This window comes from Nostoc sp. NMS8 (assembly GCF_017115045.1).
GTDB lineage: Bacteria > Cyanobacteriota > Cyanobacteriia > Cyanobacteriales > Nostocaceae > Nostoc.
In genome coordinates this window covers 116,202-131,494 of sequence record NZ_JABXKK010000096.1, presented here as the reverse complement: position 1 = coordinate 131,494, position 15,293 = coordinate 116,202, and the positions used below count along the sequence as shown (strand labels likewise).

Annotated in this window: 11 protein-coding genes; 6 read left to right on the top strand and 5 right to left on the bottom strand. The window is 40.0% G+C overall.

The genetic code is table 11. The features are described 5' to 3' along the window. Positions 1–38 precede the first annotated feature (38 nt). Positions 39–245, top strand: a complete 207-nt coding sequence (locus HWQ39_RS22565) for a phycobilisome linker polypeptide (RefSeq protein WP_179064020.1) — start codon at positions 39–41, stop codon at positions 243–245. Between the two features lie 80 nt (positions 246–325). On the opposite strand, the gene HWQ39_RS22560 is transcribed toward HWQ39_RS22565, so the two are convergent. Next, positions 326–1,375, bottom strand: a complete 1,050-nt coding sequence (locus tag HWQ39_RS22560; RefSeq protein ID WP_292849760.1) for a hypothetical protein — start codon at positions 1,373–1,375, stop codon at positions 326–328. 446 nt (positions 1,376–1,821) lie between these two features. Between HWQ39_RS22560 and HWQ39_RS22555 the strand changes: the two genes are divergently transcribed. From HWQ39_RS22555 to HWQ39_RS22535, 5 genes are all read left to right on the top strand, one after another. After that, positions 1,822–2,592 (top strand): class I SAM-dependent methyltransferase, encoded by a 771-nt coding sequence (locus HWQ39_RS22555; RefSeq protein ID WP_292849758.1) that lies wholly within the window; start codon positions 1,822–1,824, stop codon positions 2,590–2,592. Continuing rightward, positions 2,589–3,323 (top strand): iron-containing redox enzyme family protein, encoded by a 735-nt coding sequence (locus tag HWQ39_RS22550; RefSeq protein WP_292849756.1) that lies wholly within the window; start codon positions 2,589–2,591, stop codon positions 3,321–3,323. Before HWQ39_RS22555 ends, HWQ39_RS22550 begins: the two co-directional genes overlap by 4 nt. Positions 3,324–3,726: 403 nt before the next feature. Next, positions 3,727–4,278, top strand: coding sequence for a heme NO-binding domain-containing protein (locus HWQ39_RS22545; protein ID WP_292849785.1), 552 nt, complete (start codon positions 3,727–3,729; stop codon positions 4,276–4,278). Positions 4,279–4,288: 10 nt separating this feature from the next. Beyond that, positions 4,289–5,737 carry an ATP-binding protein gene (locus tag HWQ39_RS22540; RefSeq protein ID WP_292849754.1) on the top strand — a complete coding sequence of 483 codons (1,449 nt, stop codon included), beginning with the start codon at positions 4,289–4,291 and terminating at the stop codon, positions 5,735–5,737. Between the two features lie 243 nt (positions 5,738–5,980). Continuing rightward, the gene (locus HWQ39_RS22535; RefSeq protein WP_292849752.1) at positions 5,981–7,183 is read left to right on the top strand and encodes an FtsW/RodA/SpoVE family cell cycle protein; all 1,203 of its coding nucleotides are present in this window, start codon (positions 5,981–5,983) and stop codon (positions 7,181–7,183) included. Positions 7,184–7,271: 88 nt separating this feature from the next. Here the strand turns inward: HWQ39_RS22535 and HWQ39_RS22530 are convergent, their stop codons facing one another. The 4 genes from HWQ39_RS22530 to HWQ39_RS22515 all read right to left on the bottom strand — a co-directional run bounded on the left by HWQ39_RS22530 (position 7,272) and on the right by HWQ39_RS22515 (position 15,160). Then, positions 7,272–9,578 (bottom strand): hypothetical protein, encoded by a 2,307-nt coding sequence (locus HWQ39_RS22530; protein WP_292849750.1) that lies wholly within the window; start codon positions 9,576–9,578, stop codon positions 7,272–7,274. Positions 9,579–9,590: 12 nt separating this feature from the next. Continuing rightward, the gene (locus HWQ39_RS22525) at positions 9,591–11,825 is read right to left on the bottom strand and encodes a hypothetical protein (protein WP_292849748.1); all 2,235 of its coding nucleotides are present in this window, start codon (positions 11,823–11,825) and stop codon (positions 9,591–9,593) included. A 195-nt stretch (positions 11,826–12,020) separates the two neighbouring features. Further along, positions 12,021–12,752, bottom strand: a complete 732-nt coding sequence (locus HWQ39_RS22520; protein ID WP_292849746.1) for a hypothetical protein — start codon at positions 12,750–12,752, stop codon at positions 12,021–12,023. Positions 12,753–13,117: 365 nt separating this feature from the next. Beyond that, positions 13,118–15,160: an outer membrane protein assembly factor gene (locus tag HWQ39_RS22515; protein WP_292849744.1), complete on the bottom strand. Its 2,043-nt coding sequence runs from the start codon at positions 15,158–15,160 to the stop codon at positions 13,118–13,120. Between the last annotated feature and the right edge of the window lie 133 nt (positions 15,161–15,293).

Sequence of the window (15,293 nt, the reverse complement as noted above, 5' to 3'; positions counted from 1 at the left end):
AAAAAGTTTTCACAAAATATACAGGAGATTTTCAAAACATGGCCCGTTTCTTTAAAATTACTGCTCTAGTTCCCAGCCAAACCCGAATTCGTACCCAACGCGAACTACAAAATACTTACTTTACTAAGCTAGTTCCTTATGAAAACTGGTTCCGCGAACAGCAACGTATTCAAAAAGCAGGTGGCACAATCATCAAGGTGGAATTAGCAACTGGTAAGCAAGGTGCTAATACTGGCTTGTCATAATTCTGTAAATAGAATATTATTTTAGGGAATTGATAAGAGGTCGAGAAAGACCTCTTTTTTGTAGCTCAGATTTTGGCAAATCAAAAGTTGAACATATTTAAAAGGCGATACCCACGAGTATAAAGTGGAACTGGAGCGTCAGAATTCTGTCTATTCTTAGCTTGTTCAACAGTTTCATCAAACACAATTAGCGTTTCTTTCCCAACTTTCAGCCAGTCTTCATAAGGCACACTCATATCTTCTTCAATACCACCAATATTAGGTGCTACCATTGCTCGGTAAGCTTCATTGAATTTCCTGCGGAACCGGAAATCTACTGAAATTCTTAGACCTTCAGTTTTCCTTCTTACTGTTTGATGCAATCCACGGGCATCATTAAAGTACATTGTGCCGTGTTGTAGTTGTGCTTCGGTGTAGGAGACAACCATTGGAATATCCCGACCTTCAGCGAAGTCTGACATCACGTGCATAGATGGTAGTTCCATTTCGCGGGGCATCTCACCTGCTTCGATGGTGATATTATCGATGTCACCAAATAGTGGCAGAACTACTACAGTTGCATCAGCAGCAACACCTGCCCAGACATCACTGTGACATTTTGAGCTAGCGAAGGGCAAACCCAATTTCTTGGCGTCAGTCTTGCCATATACCATGCGGAGATTGACTGGTAAATCTACTGCATCAATCAGGTCATTTGCTCCTAGTTGGTAGAAAGCCTCTGCGACACTTTTTTGAAAGAGGTTAAATGCCAAAATGTGTTCTCGCTTGGGCATCAAAAGACCAGTGCCGGTGTAGTTCGGCAAAGTACTTCTTGCTTCTAATAGTCGTTCAAGCATCTCTGCTTCCGAAAGAATGATGGGACTATTCAGACACGCTGAAATATAACCAGAAGCAGCAATTCGGATTTGTTGGAATAACTCAGGCTTTAATGTGTGTTCAAACAGTAGTCGGTACTGTCGCTTTGTAGCAATTTTATCAGCAAGCTCATCAAAAAGGCGATCGCCTAGCTCAGAAAATACGAGCGCACGTTCATATTGTAAGCGATCGCGCACCGATGATTCTGCTAACAGTTCTTCTAACATCATTTCTTCCAACGTTATTCTAAATTGGCTAAATGCATCCAAAGCCATTTCGTTTTGAAAACGAATCTTGGCTATTACAAATTAACAAGGTTATTCTTTTTATACTTCGTAAAATATACTGTTTTATTTTTCTTACCTATCTTGATTAAAAGAGTTAATTTGAACTTATTTAATAAAGCATAGATGAAGCTGGAGCTTAAAAGCCAAACTATCTATATGTGAAGTTGCTGTTAATTAAGTAACAACGCAAATTCATGAAGTTAAATATAATTTAGGTGTTTATATTTAAAGAAACTAACAAGATGAAACTTTTCAGGTTAGCTACTCATTTGAAAAGGCTAGTTTTTAAACGTAAAATCGACAAGTAAGCGAAAATCGGTAAAATCAACCTTATCAGTAAAACAAATTCATTATTAAATAATAGATATCCATGATTTTAGCCCGTTTGAACTAAAATCAGTAAGCGCGAATCAAGTATAAATCAATACTGATAAATGTCAAATGTGAATCACAAAAACTCAACTAAAAACTTATATAATCGCACAGCATCAGAATGGATTAGAGGAGAACCTACTTCCTTATCAGACTTTACAGCACGCCCTTTTCTATTAGAGCTTTGTGAGCCTGTTGCTGGTTTGCGAGTACTTGATATAGGTTGTGGTGAAGGTTATTGCAGTCGAGAATTAAGCAGACGTGGCGCTGCATGGGTACATGGAATAGACCTTTCTCAAGGCATGATTGCAGCAGCAAAATCGCAAGAAATAGAAGATTCGTTGGGTATTAGCTATGAAGTAGGATGTGCTACCAATCTCAAGCAGTTTGATAATGGCGAAATTGATTTAGTGGTTGCAGTGTTTCTATTTAACTATTTGACAATTGCTCAAACCCAAGAATGCTTGGCAGAAGTTGCACGCATTCTTCGTCCGGGCGGTCGATTTGTATTTAGTGTTCCCCATCCATCTTTTCCATATATGCGAGAGGCAGCATATCCGTTTTATTTTCAAGTTGAGGGTTCAGGCTACTTCAGCAAGCGAGATCAGCAGTTTCCTGGTCGTATTTGGAAACGAGATGGTTCTTGGCTAAATGTGCAATTGATTCACAAAACTCTTGAGGATTACTTTAATGCTCTGAAAACAGCTGGCTTCAATACGATGCCAATCTTACAGGAATTGCGTGTAACTCCAGAACATATCGCAATAGATGAATCATTTTTTAGCCCCTTACTCGATCAACCCCTCCATCTAGCCCTACAAATATCACGATGATACAGACATCTTCTTTAGTTAGAAATTCCTTTCATGAAATAGCGATTAATCATCCTCTGTGGAATCATGAGTTCTTAACTCGCTGTCGGACTGGAAATTTATTTTTACCAGACATACAGGTACTAGCTGTTCAGATGTACAAATTCTCTAAAGAATTTAATCGGATCTTGGCTAGCATCTTGTCTTGCTGCCAAGATGAAAGTAGTCAGTTAGTCATCTTGGAAAACCTGTTTGACGAAATGGGACAGGGAGATGTAACTCAGTCTCACCCAGAATTGTTTCGTCAATTTACCCGCGCCCTTGGTATCCATGACGAAACTCTGGCATCACTACCCACTGCACCTGAAACTCGCGCCCTGATTGAAACCTACTTGCAGATGCCACATAAATACGGCTATTTAGCTGCACTGGGTGCTGTCTGTTATGCTTCCGAAGGGATTGTTAGTTCGCTATACACACAGCTATACAAAGGAATTGTTGGCGCTGCTCCCTTACCCAAAGAATCCCTGATCTTTTTTGAAGTCCATATTGATGTGGATGATAGTCATGCAGCGAAGCTAGCAGCAGTTATTGAACCTCGAATCACTATGAATGAAGAGGATATCAAAGTAAAGCTAGCGATTGCAGAAGCTATGGATGCCCGTGTCCAATTTTTTAACGGCATTCAGCGTCAAATTTCCAAATATAGCTTGTATCCTGATTCATGGCTGCCTTTTGATGAATCGTTGTAGTTACTCTCTCAAGATTAAGGCAAGCAAATTTGTAGTAAACACTAAAATGCTTACTACAAAACCTCAAAGCCATCTAGTAGTCTGTCCCATTAATTTTGTGGGGCTGCTAGATCCCTGACTTCTTGAAGAAGTCGGGGATCTGAACATCACTAACCTCTCAAAACTTTTGGGACAGACCACTGGGTAAAAGTAATAAGTAGAAATACGGTTGTGATAATGAGTATTTTTAACATTAGAATGCAAACAGTTTTCCCTATTTTTTCGGTTTTTAAGTCTGTATAAAACCATTTTAAGGTTTGATTACAGGAAGTTTTATCATTTAAATTAAGCCTTTTAAAAAATTAGTTGTCCAGTCTTAGGTAAATTAACAAAGCAAAATTAGGTGCAGCAAGAGGAGGCTTCCATGTACGGTTTAGTAAACAAGGCGATTCAAGACATGGTGTGCAGTCGCTTTGGCGAAGAAACTTGGAAAAAAATTAAGCACAAAGCGGAGGTGGATGTAGATGTTTTTCTCAGTATGGAAGGCTATCCCGATGACATCACCCACAAGCTGGTAAAAGCTGCTAGTGCCATTCTGGGTTTATCTGCCAATGAGATTATGCAAGCCTTTGGGGAATTCTGGGTTCAGTATACAGCCCAAGAAGGCTATGGCGAAATGATGGATATGAGTGGAGATGAACTACCTGAGTTTTTAGAAAACCTTGATAATCTTCATGCTCGTGTAGGAGTTAGTTTTCCTAAACTTCAACCCCCATCATTTGAATGTACTGACATGGAAGAAAATTCTTTGAGCTTACATTATCGCTCTGATAGAGAAGGGCTAGCGCCAATGATTCTTGGATTAGTCAAGGGACTGGGAAGCAAGTTTGATACAGAGGTTCATGTTACCCAAACCCAAAGTCGAGATGAGGGTGCTGAACATGATGAATTTTTAGTGATTTATAAACCAAATTGAGTGCAGTAGCATGGCTCCTCCTCACCTTACACTTTCACCAGAGTTGCTGGCGAAAGCTTTTCCCTTCCACTTTGTCTTTAGCCGTAATCGGGAAATTGTACAAGCTGGTGATGTCTTCGGGCGTATTTGCCCTGAACCATTGGTTGGTAAATTGATTGAGCAGCATTTCCAGATCAATCGTCCAAAAATTTTAGTCGATTTTGATGTTATCAGTAAACAGTCTCAGGCCCTGTTTATATTAGAGTTTCTCCACAATGGAATGCATCTCAAAGGGCAGATGATCTATCAACCAGAGGAGGATGTGATATTTTTTTTAGGTTCTCCCTGGATTACAGATACAACTAGCCTGACTCCTCTGGGTATTAAACTCAAAGACTTTGCAATTCACGACCCTATTGTTGATTTCCTGTTTCTGCTACAAGCTCAGAATACTGCTTTAGCTGATGCCAAAAAATTAACAAGTGAACTGAAACAGCAAAGGGCGCAACTACGGAGTGCGCTACAAATCAAGGAGAATTTAGCAGAAATTGCTGAAGCTCAGTCTAAAAAATTGGAAAAATCCCTCCGAGAGCTACAACAAACTCAAGCCCAATTAATCCAAGCTGAGAAAATGTCTAGTTTGGGGCAGTTAGTTGCAGGCGTTGCTCACGAAATTAACAATCCTGTTAATTTTATTTACGGGAATTTAACGTATGCAAATAATTATACACAGTGTTTACTAAACCTTGTGCATCTTTACCAGCAATTTTATGCCAATCCTGTGTCAGAAATTAAAGAATACATTAAAGAAATTGAGTTAGATTTTTTACTAGATGATTTGCCCAAAATCCTAGATTCAATGCAAGTAGGAGCCGAACGGATCTCTGAAATTGTTTTGTCCCTGCGGAATTTCTCTCGTCTTGATGAAGCGGAGAAGAAAAGAGTTGATATTCACCAGGGGCTAGATAGTACTTTGCTGATTTTACAAAGTCGCTTCAAGAATAGTGTCGATCATCCTGGGATTAAAGTAGTTAAAAATTATGGAGATTTGCCTTTAGTTGATTGCTACGCTGGTCAACTCAATCAAGTATTCATGAATATTATTAGTAATGCAATCGATGCGCTCGATAACTTTGATAGTAAACGCGCGATCGCAGAAATCCATGCTAATCCTAATAAAATTACAATTACTACGGAAATCATTGAAACAAACTGTGTGATCCGAATTGCCGATAATGGTTCAGGAATAACAGAAGCAGTTAAAGAACGACTGTTTGATCCATTTTTCACAATTAAGCCTGTAGGTAAGGGTACGGGATTGGGTTTATCAATTAGCTATCAGATTGTAGTTGAAAAACATGGAGGAACACTTAGATGTGTATCGGAACCTGGGCAAGGAACTGAGTTCTGGATTAAAATTCCCTTATCTATGGATAAACAATTAGTCAATTACATGAAATCATTAAGTTTAATGAAATAAATACTTTAAGTCAATTTTTGAGCGATCGCTCTTAACTATAACAATTCTGGATTTTACAGTATAAAATATTACTTTTATCTGTGCAGGGTAGCGATCGCAAATTGTCAAAAATATTAAACTAGTGGTGCATTGAAGTTGACAACTCTAAGATTTATGGTTGTAAAGCCTACTTATGAGTTATAAGTTATGATTTATGAGTTTTATTTCTAACTCCTAAAATCTAACTTTTTACCTGTACCGATCGTGAATCTACGCCGCCTGATTCCAATTTTTGATAGTTCAGTCTCCAACTGGGCCTTAGAAGCGCGGTTGTTGCGCTGGTTAACGTTGATTTGGCTGTTCGTCGGCTTGGTCATGCTATTTTCAGCATCCTATCCCGTCGCTGACGCCCGTCAAAATGATGGGTTGTACTACTTTAAGCGTCAACTACTTTGGGTTTTCGTTTCCTTAATCGGATTCAATATTATTGTTAATTCGCCGTTGCAGAAAATTTTGGGGCTATCCCATTGGTTTTTATTGCTGTTTTTGGGGTTAATTTTTGTCACACTGATCCCAGGATTGGGAAAAAAAGCTTTTGATGCAGCGCGTTGGATTGCGATCGGGCCAATTCCGATTCAACCTTCAGAATTAATTAAACCCTTTTTGGTGCTGCAAAGTGCGCGGCTTTTTGGTCAGTGGGAACGAATCAGTTGGCGAGTTCGCTTGGCTTGGTTAGGTGTTTTCGGTCTGGTACTTTTAGGAATTCTTGCCCAGCCTAACTTGAGTACAACGGCACTTTGCGGTATGACTATTTGGCTAATTGCTCTCGCAGCTGGCTTACCTTACAAATATCTGGGAGGAACAGCAGTTGGTGGAGTGATGTTAGCAGTACTCAGTATTAGTATTAAAGAGTATCAGCGTAAGCGGGTGATGTCATTCCTGAATCCTTGGGCGGATGCTACAGGAGATGGATACCAGTTGGTGCAAAGTCTACTAGCTGTGGGTTCTGGTAAAACTTGGGGAGCCGGATATGGGCTTTCTCAACAAAAGCTGTTTTATTTACCAATTCAAGATACTGATTTTATTTTTGCGGTGTTCGCTGAAGAGTTTGGCTTTGTTGGCAGTATGGTGCTGTTGGTACTTTTAGCTACATTCGCCACTCTCGGATTAATTGTGGCGCTGAAGGCTAAAAATATAGTACATAGATTAGTTGCGATCGGTGCGACGATTTTGATGGTAGGACAATCATTGCTTCACATCGGTGTTGCTACAGGTTCTCTACCAACTACTGGTTTACCTTTGCCTATGTTTAGTTATGGTGGTAATTCTATGATTGCCAGTTTAATAGCTGCTGGGTTGCTGATTCGGGTAGCACGGGAGAGTAGTGAAGCTGAGGTAGTACCGTTGCGAAAACCTCTGTTTGAAAATGGGCAAAGACGTAAAGCTTTTCATAAAAGCAAAAATTGAGTTAGCAAAACCGATGATAGACAAAGTTTGATTTTGGAGGCAGTCTTCAACTTTCATGTATCTCTGCTTTTCACATTGCCCAAAATAGTTACCTCGGAGGTAAGGGAGTCTTAAATGGGTTATTACTAGGTGGCAGAATAGGTGGAATTGGGTTAATGCTAGGTATAGGAGTCGGCTCTACTTTTTTGATTACTGTGATTGCAAATCCTCGTTGCTGGGGTTGTTGCTTACCAGATATATCATTGACTAGCAGTCCGATTTGAGGGGGAAAGGCTTGATTGACTGGAAGCTTCATGGAACCAACGGCTGGAACATCATTGCCGTATGGTAGAAGTTTAACCTGAATATTTTCTCCCTCTACTCTCCAACTCAAGGTAGCAGATTCGCCTTCTTTGAGAACCAGATTTGGTTGCTCGCTACCGTTGATTCTAAAAGAGACAATTTTAAATGGTTTCGGTAATATTTCAATTTTTGATTCAGTCTTTTTAAAACTAGTTTTTTGGCTTCCATTGTTAGGAAAAGCTTTAATTTCAAACGCATATTTACCAGCTTTATATGCTAGTAGAGGAATGTTTATACATCGCAGTTGTTGATTTTGTTGTGTACATAGCTTTTGGAGTTTCGGATCGGTAAGATTACCTTGATTAAATTTATAAATAATTGGTTCACTATATAATGTACCATCATCTGCACTGCCAGTAATTTGAATTTCTCCTAATAATAATGGATGGGCAATTGTCCAACTTAAAAGAATATTTTGACCTTTTGTATAGAGTGGTTTATCCGTTTGAAAACTAAGTACTTCCGCAATTTGTTTTTCAGCTATTTCTATTTGGGTTGTTTGGCTGGCTACTTGATTATTGGGAGAAAATAATTGGATTCCATTACGATAAAATGCTTGTAACTCAAAAGTGTAATTTCCTTTTGTTTTCACTCCAGTTTTAACGTTGCTACAAATTAGCTGTTGTTTATCTTGCACCTGACAAGGAGGTATTTCATTAGCATTTCTCTTACCCAGTGTTTCAGGAATGCCATTGCTAAAGTCATAAGTAATAGGCTGAATCGGTTGCGAACCTTTGGCAGTGACAACTAACTTTTGCAACTGTTGATAATTGTGAATGTCCCACTTCAAAGCTACTTCATCGCCTTCAGTGATTTGAGAGTCATTTGCACTAAAATTTTCTAATCTTAAAGGATCGGGGTTTAAAATTCGCCAAATGATGAATCCTATCCCTCCTAGTAAGCCTAAAACTACCAAAATTAACAAAATAAATTGCCACAAAGGACGGGGTTTCCATACCAAAGTTCCTTGAGGCAATGTGTTAGGTAGGGGTAAACTTTGTTGGTCTTTGATGTCGAGTTGAAAATTGATCGCTAGCCCTGCACCAAACCACGGTCGTCGCCACCAAGGTCTGGGTTTGACCGTCAAATTAGCTACGGCACTTCTATTAGGTAATAATCGGATTTCAGTAGGTTCAAATTTGTAAGTATATAGTTCTTCTTCGTCTCGACTTTTTAAGTTTAATATCAGTTCGCGGATAATATTGCCCCGATTAGCTAGTGATAACTCGTATTTACCAAGGCTACGGCTAACTTGTGCCAAGATGGTATGAAGTTCTATATCTAGGCGATAATTTGTCGGAATTTGGATATACACCAAATCCAGTAATACTAAGTCTGGAGAGTTTTCTGAATACAAGCGGATTGTCGGCGAATAGCTTCCCGCGAGGGTATCCCCAGGTGGGTGAAATTTCAAGAATATTTGACCTTGAGTACCAGGGTTTAGTTCTAGTGCAGTCACGTCAGACACTAACCCTGGCCCCTCAAATCCAGTTGCAGGATAGTTAATTGTGAACCAGTCATCATCTAAATCTGGGCAACTCAAGCGGAACCTATCTACAAGATAAGAGCGATTATCAACTATTACTTCCACTTGCAGAGGTTCACTAGGATTGAAAATTAGTGGTTTGTTGGGGTTGGTATTAGGTCTAAGGGAAAATGTCGGGTCATTTACCCGAATTGCTGTCTGTTCTTTTAGCAGAACCTTAATTTGGTTAGGGAAGGTTATGGGAGTATCTTGGGGATAATGTAGAGGTGAATCTACGACTAGTGTATAGTCATAGGTTCCGGGGAGAGCATTTGCAGCAATTTCAAACTCAAATTTTACTTCGTCGCTATTTTGCCCTGGAGCTAATGCTAAACTTTCTCTAGGAGAGGTAGACCAGCCAGTTAAATTTTGAAATACTTCGTCAAAAACAAAATATAAGTCAATAACCGCACTCTGATCTCCCCGATTGATTACAACAATATAGAGTTCAATAGTATCTCCTGGCATCCCAAATTGAATTCCAGGTGGATTGATAATAACTTGTAGGGGATTGAATTTTACTTGCATATATCGACTTCCTTATTTGATGCGATGTAGTTTGACCTGAAAATCTTCACCACCACTCACAATCATGGTTCCTTGATTAGTTTTCAAGTCGATACTATTAATTTTTTTAGAGCTTTGGTAAATTGTTTTGCCTTCTGCTGCTTTTGTTTTGTCGAGTTTCTGTTCGGAGGTTAAGTACCAAACCACGACTCGTCCATCATCGCCACCACTTACTAAGAGACTACCATCGTCACTAAATGCGAGAGTCCGCACTGATGTTTTTGAGGCTGACCAACGGTCTAGGGGTGAACAATTAAGTTCATTTACTTTTTCGAGGGGATTCGGATTTTTGATAGTTTGACACTGATTTAAATCCCAAATTGTAATGAAGCCCGCAGAATCAGATGTTGCGAGGATTTTTCTGGTTGAGTTAGGAACAAAAGCCAATCCCCAGATATAGTCTTCACGCCCAACTAATGGGTCTAGTTTTTCTAGATTTTGTACTAATAAACTGGGAGATTGTTTATTAGATTGATTTGGATTCCACTGCCACAAGATGAAACGTTTAAAGTTTCCAGCAATTACGAGAGTTTTTGCATCTGGGCTGAGATTTAATGCCCGGACTTGGAAACCTGATAGTTTCAATGTACTTTGTACGTCAATAACTTGCGGTTCTGGCAGAAAATCGCTGTTAGGCGCTGGTCTTGACCATAGTCTCACTTTACCACTGCCATAACCACTGAATAAGTTAAGTGAGTTTGAGGTGAAAGCTAAATCAAAAACGCGATCGCCTTTTGCTTTAGGATCTTTAAGGTCTTGAAGTTGGCCAATCTTTGCACCTGATGGGACATCTCTGAGTTCAATGACACCATTATCTAAACCAACAGCCGCACGATTATTTTGTAATGGCATGAAGCGTAAGACTTCTACCGCGTCATCAGTAATCGCCATTAAACCTTTGGGTTGTTGTGCTTGATCGCAAGCAACGGGCTGCCCAGTGTATTTTACTGTATCATCAGGATCTAAGCTATCAGTACCGATTCTCCAAAGTCTTAAGGTGCAATCATCTGAACCACTGACCACAGATAAACCAATGCCACTAAAACGCACTGAGTTTACAGAACGGGTATGCATTACATTTCTGGGTTGAAAGATTAATGCTAGGAGTGCGGCTAAAAGTGCGATCGCAACCAATTGTAGCCATAAAGGTATAATTGGCGAAGTCTCCACTTCTAATGTCTGCGTGGCTGGGTCTGTACTCCCTAAACGTTGGTCGGATAATTCCGATTTGACCTCCAGCAATAAAGTTTTGCCGATTCCTACCCAAGGGCGTTTTGTTTTAACATCAAGGATGACTTTACTTGTCTCTCCTAGATGGAGATTGGCAATTTCGGGAAGCTTTTTAAAACTACATTTTCGCCAGTCTCTACCCTGCACCTGGACATTAATTTGCTGGTTGAGGTTGCTAGCATTTTTAAATAACAATTCAAAGGAAGCTGTATGAGATTTCCAGTCAGGCAACCATGCCGATTTACTAGGAATTTTCAGGTGCTTTTCTGTGGTGGTAAAGTCTATAAAACCCACTGGTAAAACTTCAACATTACCTTCAGCATTAGTTGGATAACCATTATTACTAACAGCTTCAATGGTAAAAGGGTAATTTTGACTGGGTGCTTGCACTACAGATGGAGGTTGACATTGGAATGTAGCTTCTGCTAAACCACCTGGATCTAAGAATAAGCGGCGTTCTGCACTGCCAGCTAGCCAAGATGAATCAATACCTGTAAAATGTAATACTACATCAGTCGGTTGTTGCCCCAAGTTCCGCACTCGTACTGGTATATCTACAGAATTGCGGGGATAAACTTGGAACTCCCGCACAGGCAATTCTACACTTAAATGCGTTGGTCTGTTGTCTCGCTCGATTTTCAGGCGTAGCACAAGTCTGCACTGTTGTGCTAATTGCGGTGAAAAAATATTTACCATCAGGTTGACAGTACCGACAAATCCCGGAATGGGTGTATTGAATACAAAAACTTGGAAGATGGTACTACTACCGGGTGGCTTGGCTGCTGCTACCTCTGGTTCGAGTCGATACCAGCGATAGCCTGTATTCCGAGTTTCTCCGGCTGCGGTAATTTCGATCTGAAAATTGACAAAGCGATCGCTATCATTATTGACAGTTACCTCAAATGATACAGGGGTATCACCTGGACGAAAGGTTAGATTTTGGGTAGAAAGGCTGGCATTTATAACACTTTTTTCCATACTATTACTTATAATATTTTTTGATATTTTGTATGATTAGCGCTTTTAAAAAATTAATGTCTTACGAAAACGTGATAATGCTCCGCAAACGTTGAGCTTCTCTACGAGACACTTGCGTACCCTAATTGGCTAACTACAAGATTTTATCGCTCTGCGTCCAGATGTGCGTGATGTTGGGAAAGCGTAGACTTGATATTACTTTTCAGATGTATAGATTTTTAGTTGAATGCTTTCTTTCAAGCTGCTAAGGTAAGCTAGCAGCGCATAAATAAAAATTACAATTCCGACCATTTCCAAAAACTCTTCAACAAATATGCCAATTAACGTTATGAGAGTGCGTCGTCCAAAATCTACTCTCAAAACTCCACCCACCATTTCCATACCTAAGCCTCCACTCACATAAACAACTGCGGCAATTAGAAATAAATACCGAGTCTTTGGAGGAAGATGGAGCAAAAATTTTAGATATTTAAATGCAAAAACTCCCACTAAAATAACACCAGGGATAACCCAGGTTTGGAAAAATAGAGGATTGAGATGAAGCAATTCTCGTACTGACGGAATGATCAAAATCTCGTGAAAACTAAATGCTTCGTCCAAACTCAAATAGAAAAATATCAAATATAGAGTTTTCCAGTAAACAAAATAACGGTCTTTCGTCTTAATAGCGCTAATTATTTTAAGTAATCCCGAACAAAATAATAGAGTGCATGAAGAATACCAGGCAGGAATATTCAATTCTCCATCTAGGCTAAATAGTTCGTAAAACCATTGGGTAGCTGGGAAGGGAAACTTCAAAAGCCAGAAATAGCCACTTAGAACGCCTGCGAAGGTGAGGCACATAACTGTGACACTTAAACGTCGAGCAATTGTTTTCGCATTGAGATGAATTGGGAACTCCACATTGTCGATTGATACTTGCTGCATACAAATATTGAGCTAATTTTCTCTATGTTAAACAGTTAATAGGAAATTATCTCATGTAGGCAAATAAGATGAGAGAATGATTATAGAATTTTCACTACGGAAAACCCTAGATTTTGAACAGAATTATTAAGATATCACATTAAATCTATCTCAATAACCCTTGTAGAGAGATAGCAGTGCTACGTCTCTACAAGGGTTATGAATCAATACGCTTGGGTTAAGGGCTACTGGCAATAATTTTGGGTTTTTGAGACGCGATAAATCGCCGTCAAGACAAGTGTTTTGTTGCTCATTCTGAACTGTATTGGGTTATGGATAATGCATAAATTTTTGGATATAACCTATCAGCAATGCTTGAACTCAAATTAAAATCGCTGCCCGATACCTAGATGTACTTTGCTTTCTCCCTGGTCATTAATACCATAGTCAGCCCGAATTAAGCCTAGTGGTGAATTTAATCGCACTCCCGCCCCATAACCAAAACCATAACCTGGTTTATCCCGCACACCCGCAGGATCTCCTAATACAGTATCACCTGAGCCTAAGTCTGAGGCGAAGTCGGCAAACAATACACCGCCTACGATTGGTAAGACAGGAAAACGATATTCTGCCGAAGCCAACACATAACTGCGACCACTCCCAACCTCTCCAGAATCGTAACCGCGCACTGAATTGGAACCACCCAAGTTAAAGCTTTCGTAAGGCGGTAAATTCCCAATGACGGTACCAGCTTGCACATTCACTGCAAATACTTGTGGCTGTTTGCTGTTAAATAACTGCACTGGTAAATACTGGCTGTAATTGGCTTTGAGGCGATTGAGGGAAATATTACCTTCGCCGATAGGTATAGATTGTTCTGTACTCAGACTAAGAACGGAACCTTGAGTTGGATTGAGGGGATTATCTCGTTTGTCTTTGGTGGCGGTGAAGGATACGGTTGTTAGGTCGTCAATACCAGTGCCACTGGCAGAGAGGGGATTACCCTGAGCATCAGTTGGGGTAATATTACCTTGGCGATCGCGAATACTGGTTCGAGTATAGTTTAATCCTAATGAGGTATTCCAGTCGTCAATTGGTCGTAGCAAGCTAACACCACCGCCAATTTTACCTTCTCGCACTTTATCGCCATTGGCTAGCTTAATCTTGTCATCAAAGGTTTCCGAAAGTTCTTGACTACGAAAACCATTTACAGTGTATCCCAAGCGATCGGGGTTAGTTGTCCGATAGGGACTGGTAAATTTGGTATTAAACTGCAAGTCTCGACTACTGACACCAACATTCACACCTAAAGTATCATTAACACCGCCGACATTCTGATCCTGATAGCTGATTGTACCTACTAAACCCTGATCGGCATTGTAACTACCACCCAAGTTAACACCACGCGCCCCAGTTTCTTTAAGTTGGTAGACTAAATCAAGTTTTGTCGCATCTCCTTCTAAGGCAACATTCACCTGCTCAAATAAACCAGTACGATATAGCTGTTGTATATCTTGCTTGACGACATTTTCTTGGAAAATTTGACCAGGTTTCAGCTTGAGTTGCTGTTGCAGAAAATCTGGTTTAGTGCGTCTGCCGACGGGATTACCCTTGCTATCAACGGTTTTACCCTCATCGTTGACAAAGCGAAATTTGATATCACCCACCAAACCTTCAGCGACATTTACGGTGAGAATTCCTTGAGGATTGGGTTTAATTGATAGTACCCGCGCCAAGTTATAACCATTATCGGTGTACCACTTGTTAATTTGTGCTACTGATTGTTGCAGTCCCGCCGGACTGATGGTGGTTCCTATCTGAGATTGCAAACTTTGTTGAGCTATTTGGTAAGTAAGGACTTTAGCACCAGATAATTGCAGGGAACGCACAATCACCGGTTGCACTTGATAAACTACATTCAATCCAGAGGGTGTGCTGCGGCTATTCACACTGACATTGCTAAATAAACCTGTATCTAAAATTGCTGCGACATCTTTTTGTAACTGGTTTTGACTAGTTTCCCCACCAGCTTGGGTTTTAATGACTTTACGAATGATTTGCTGCAATTCTTGATTGACTCCCACTACCTGTACATCTGTAGCTGTGACTACTAAATTACTTTCAGTAGCGGGGGATGAAGATATGAAGGGGAGTGTTACTGGTGAATTACCCTGTAAGACTACTGGAGAATTTTTGTTTGCACCCGTTTGCACGATGACGGGATTTTGGGAAAATTGTTGTGCAACTATAGTTTCTGGGGAAGCAATTGTCTCTACTCGTGCGGGAGTTTCTTCAATTATCGGCACTATCAAGTTACCGGCTTTTGCAGTTGGGGTAACGGTTTTAGCGGGTGCAGCCGTTGCTTGTTGGGTGACATTGGCAGCAGCTAAAGTAGCTAAAGTAAAAATTGCAGTAGCAGAAACTCGCATAATATTTAACCTAATTAACTGGGAGTTATACTAATCTTGGATTTTAGATTTTAGATTTTTGATTAAAAGTATTGACCAAAAGGCTGTTCGAGGAATTTCAAACAATTACATTCCTATCCAAAATTGGTATTAG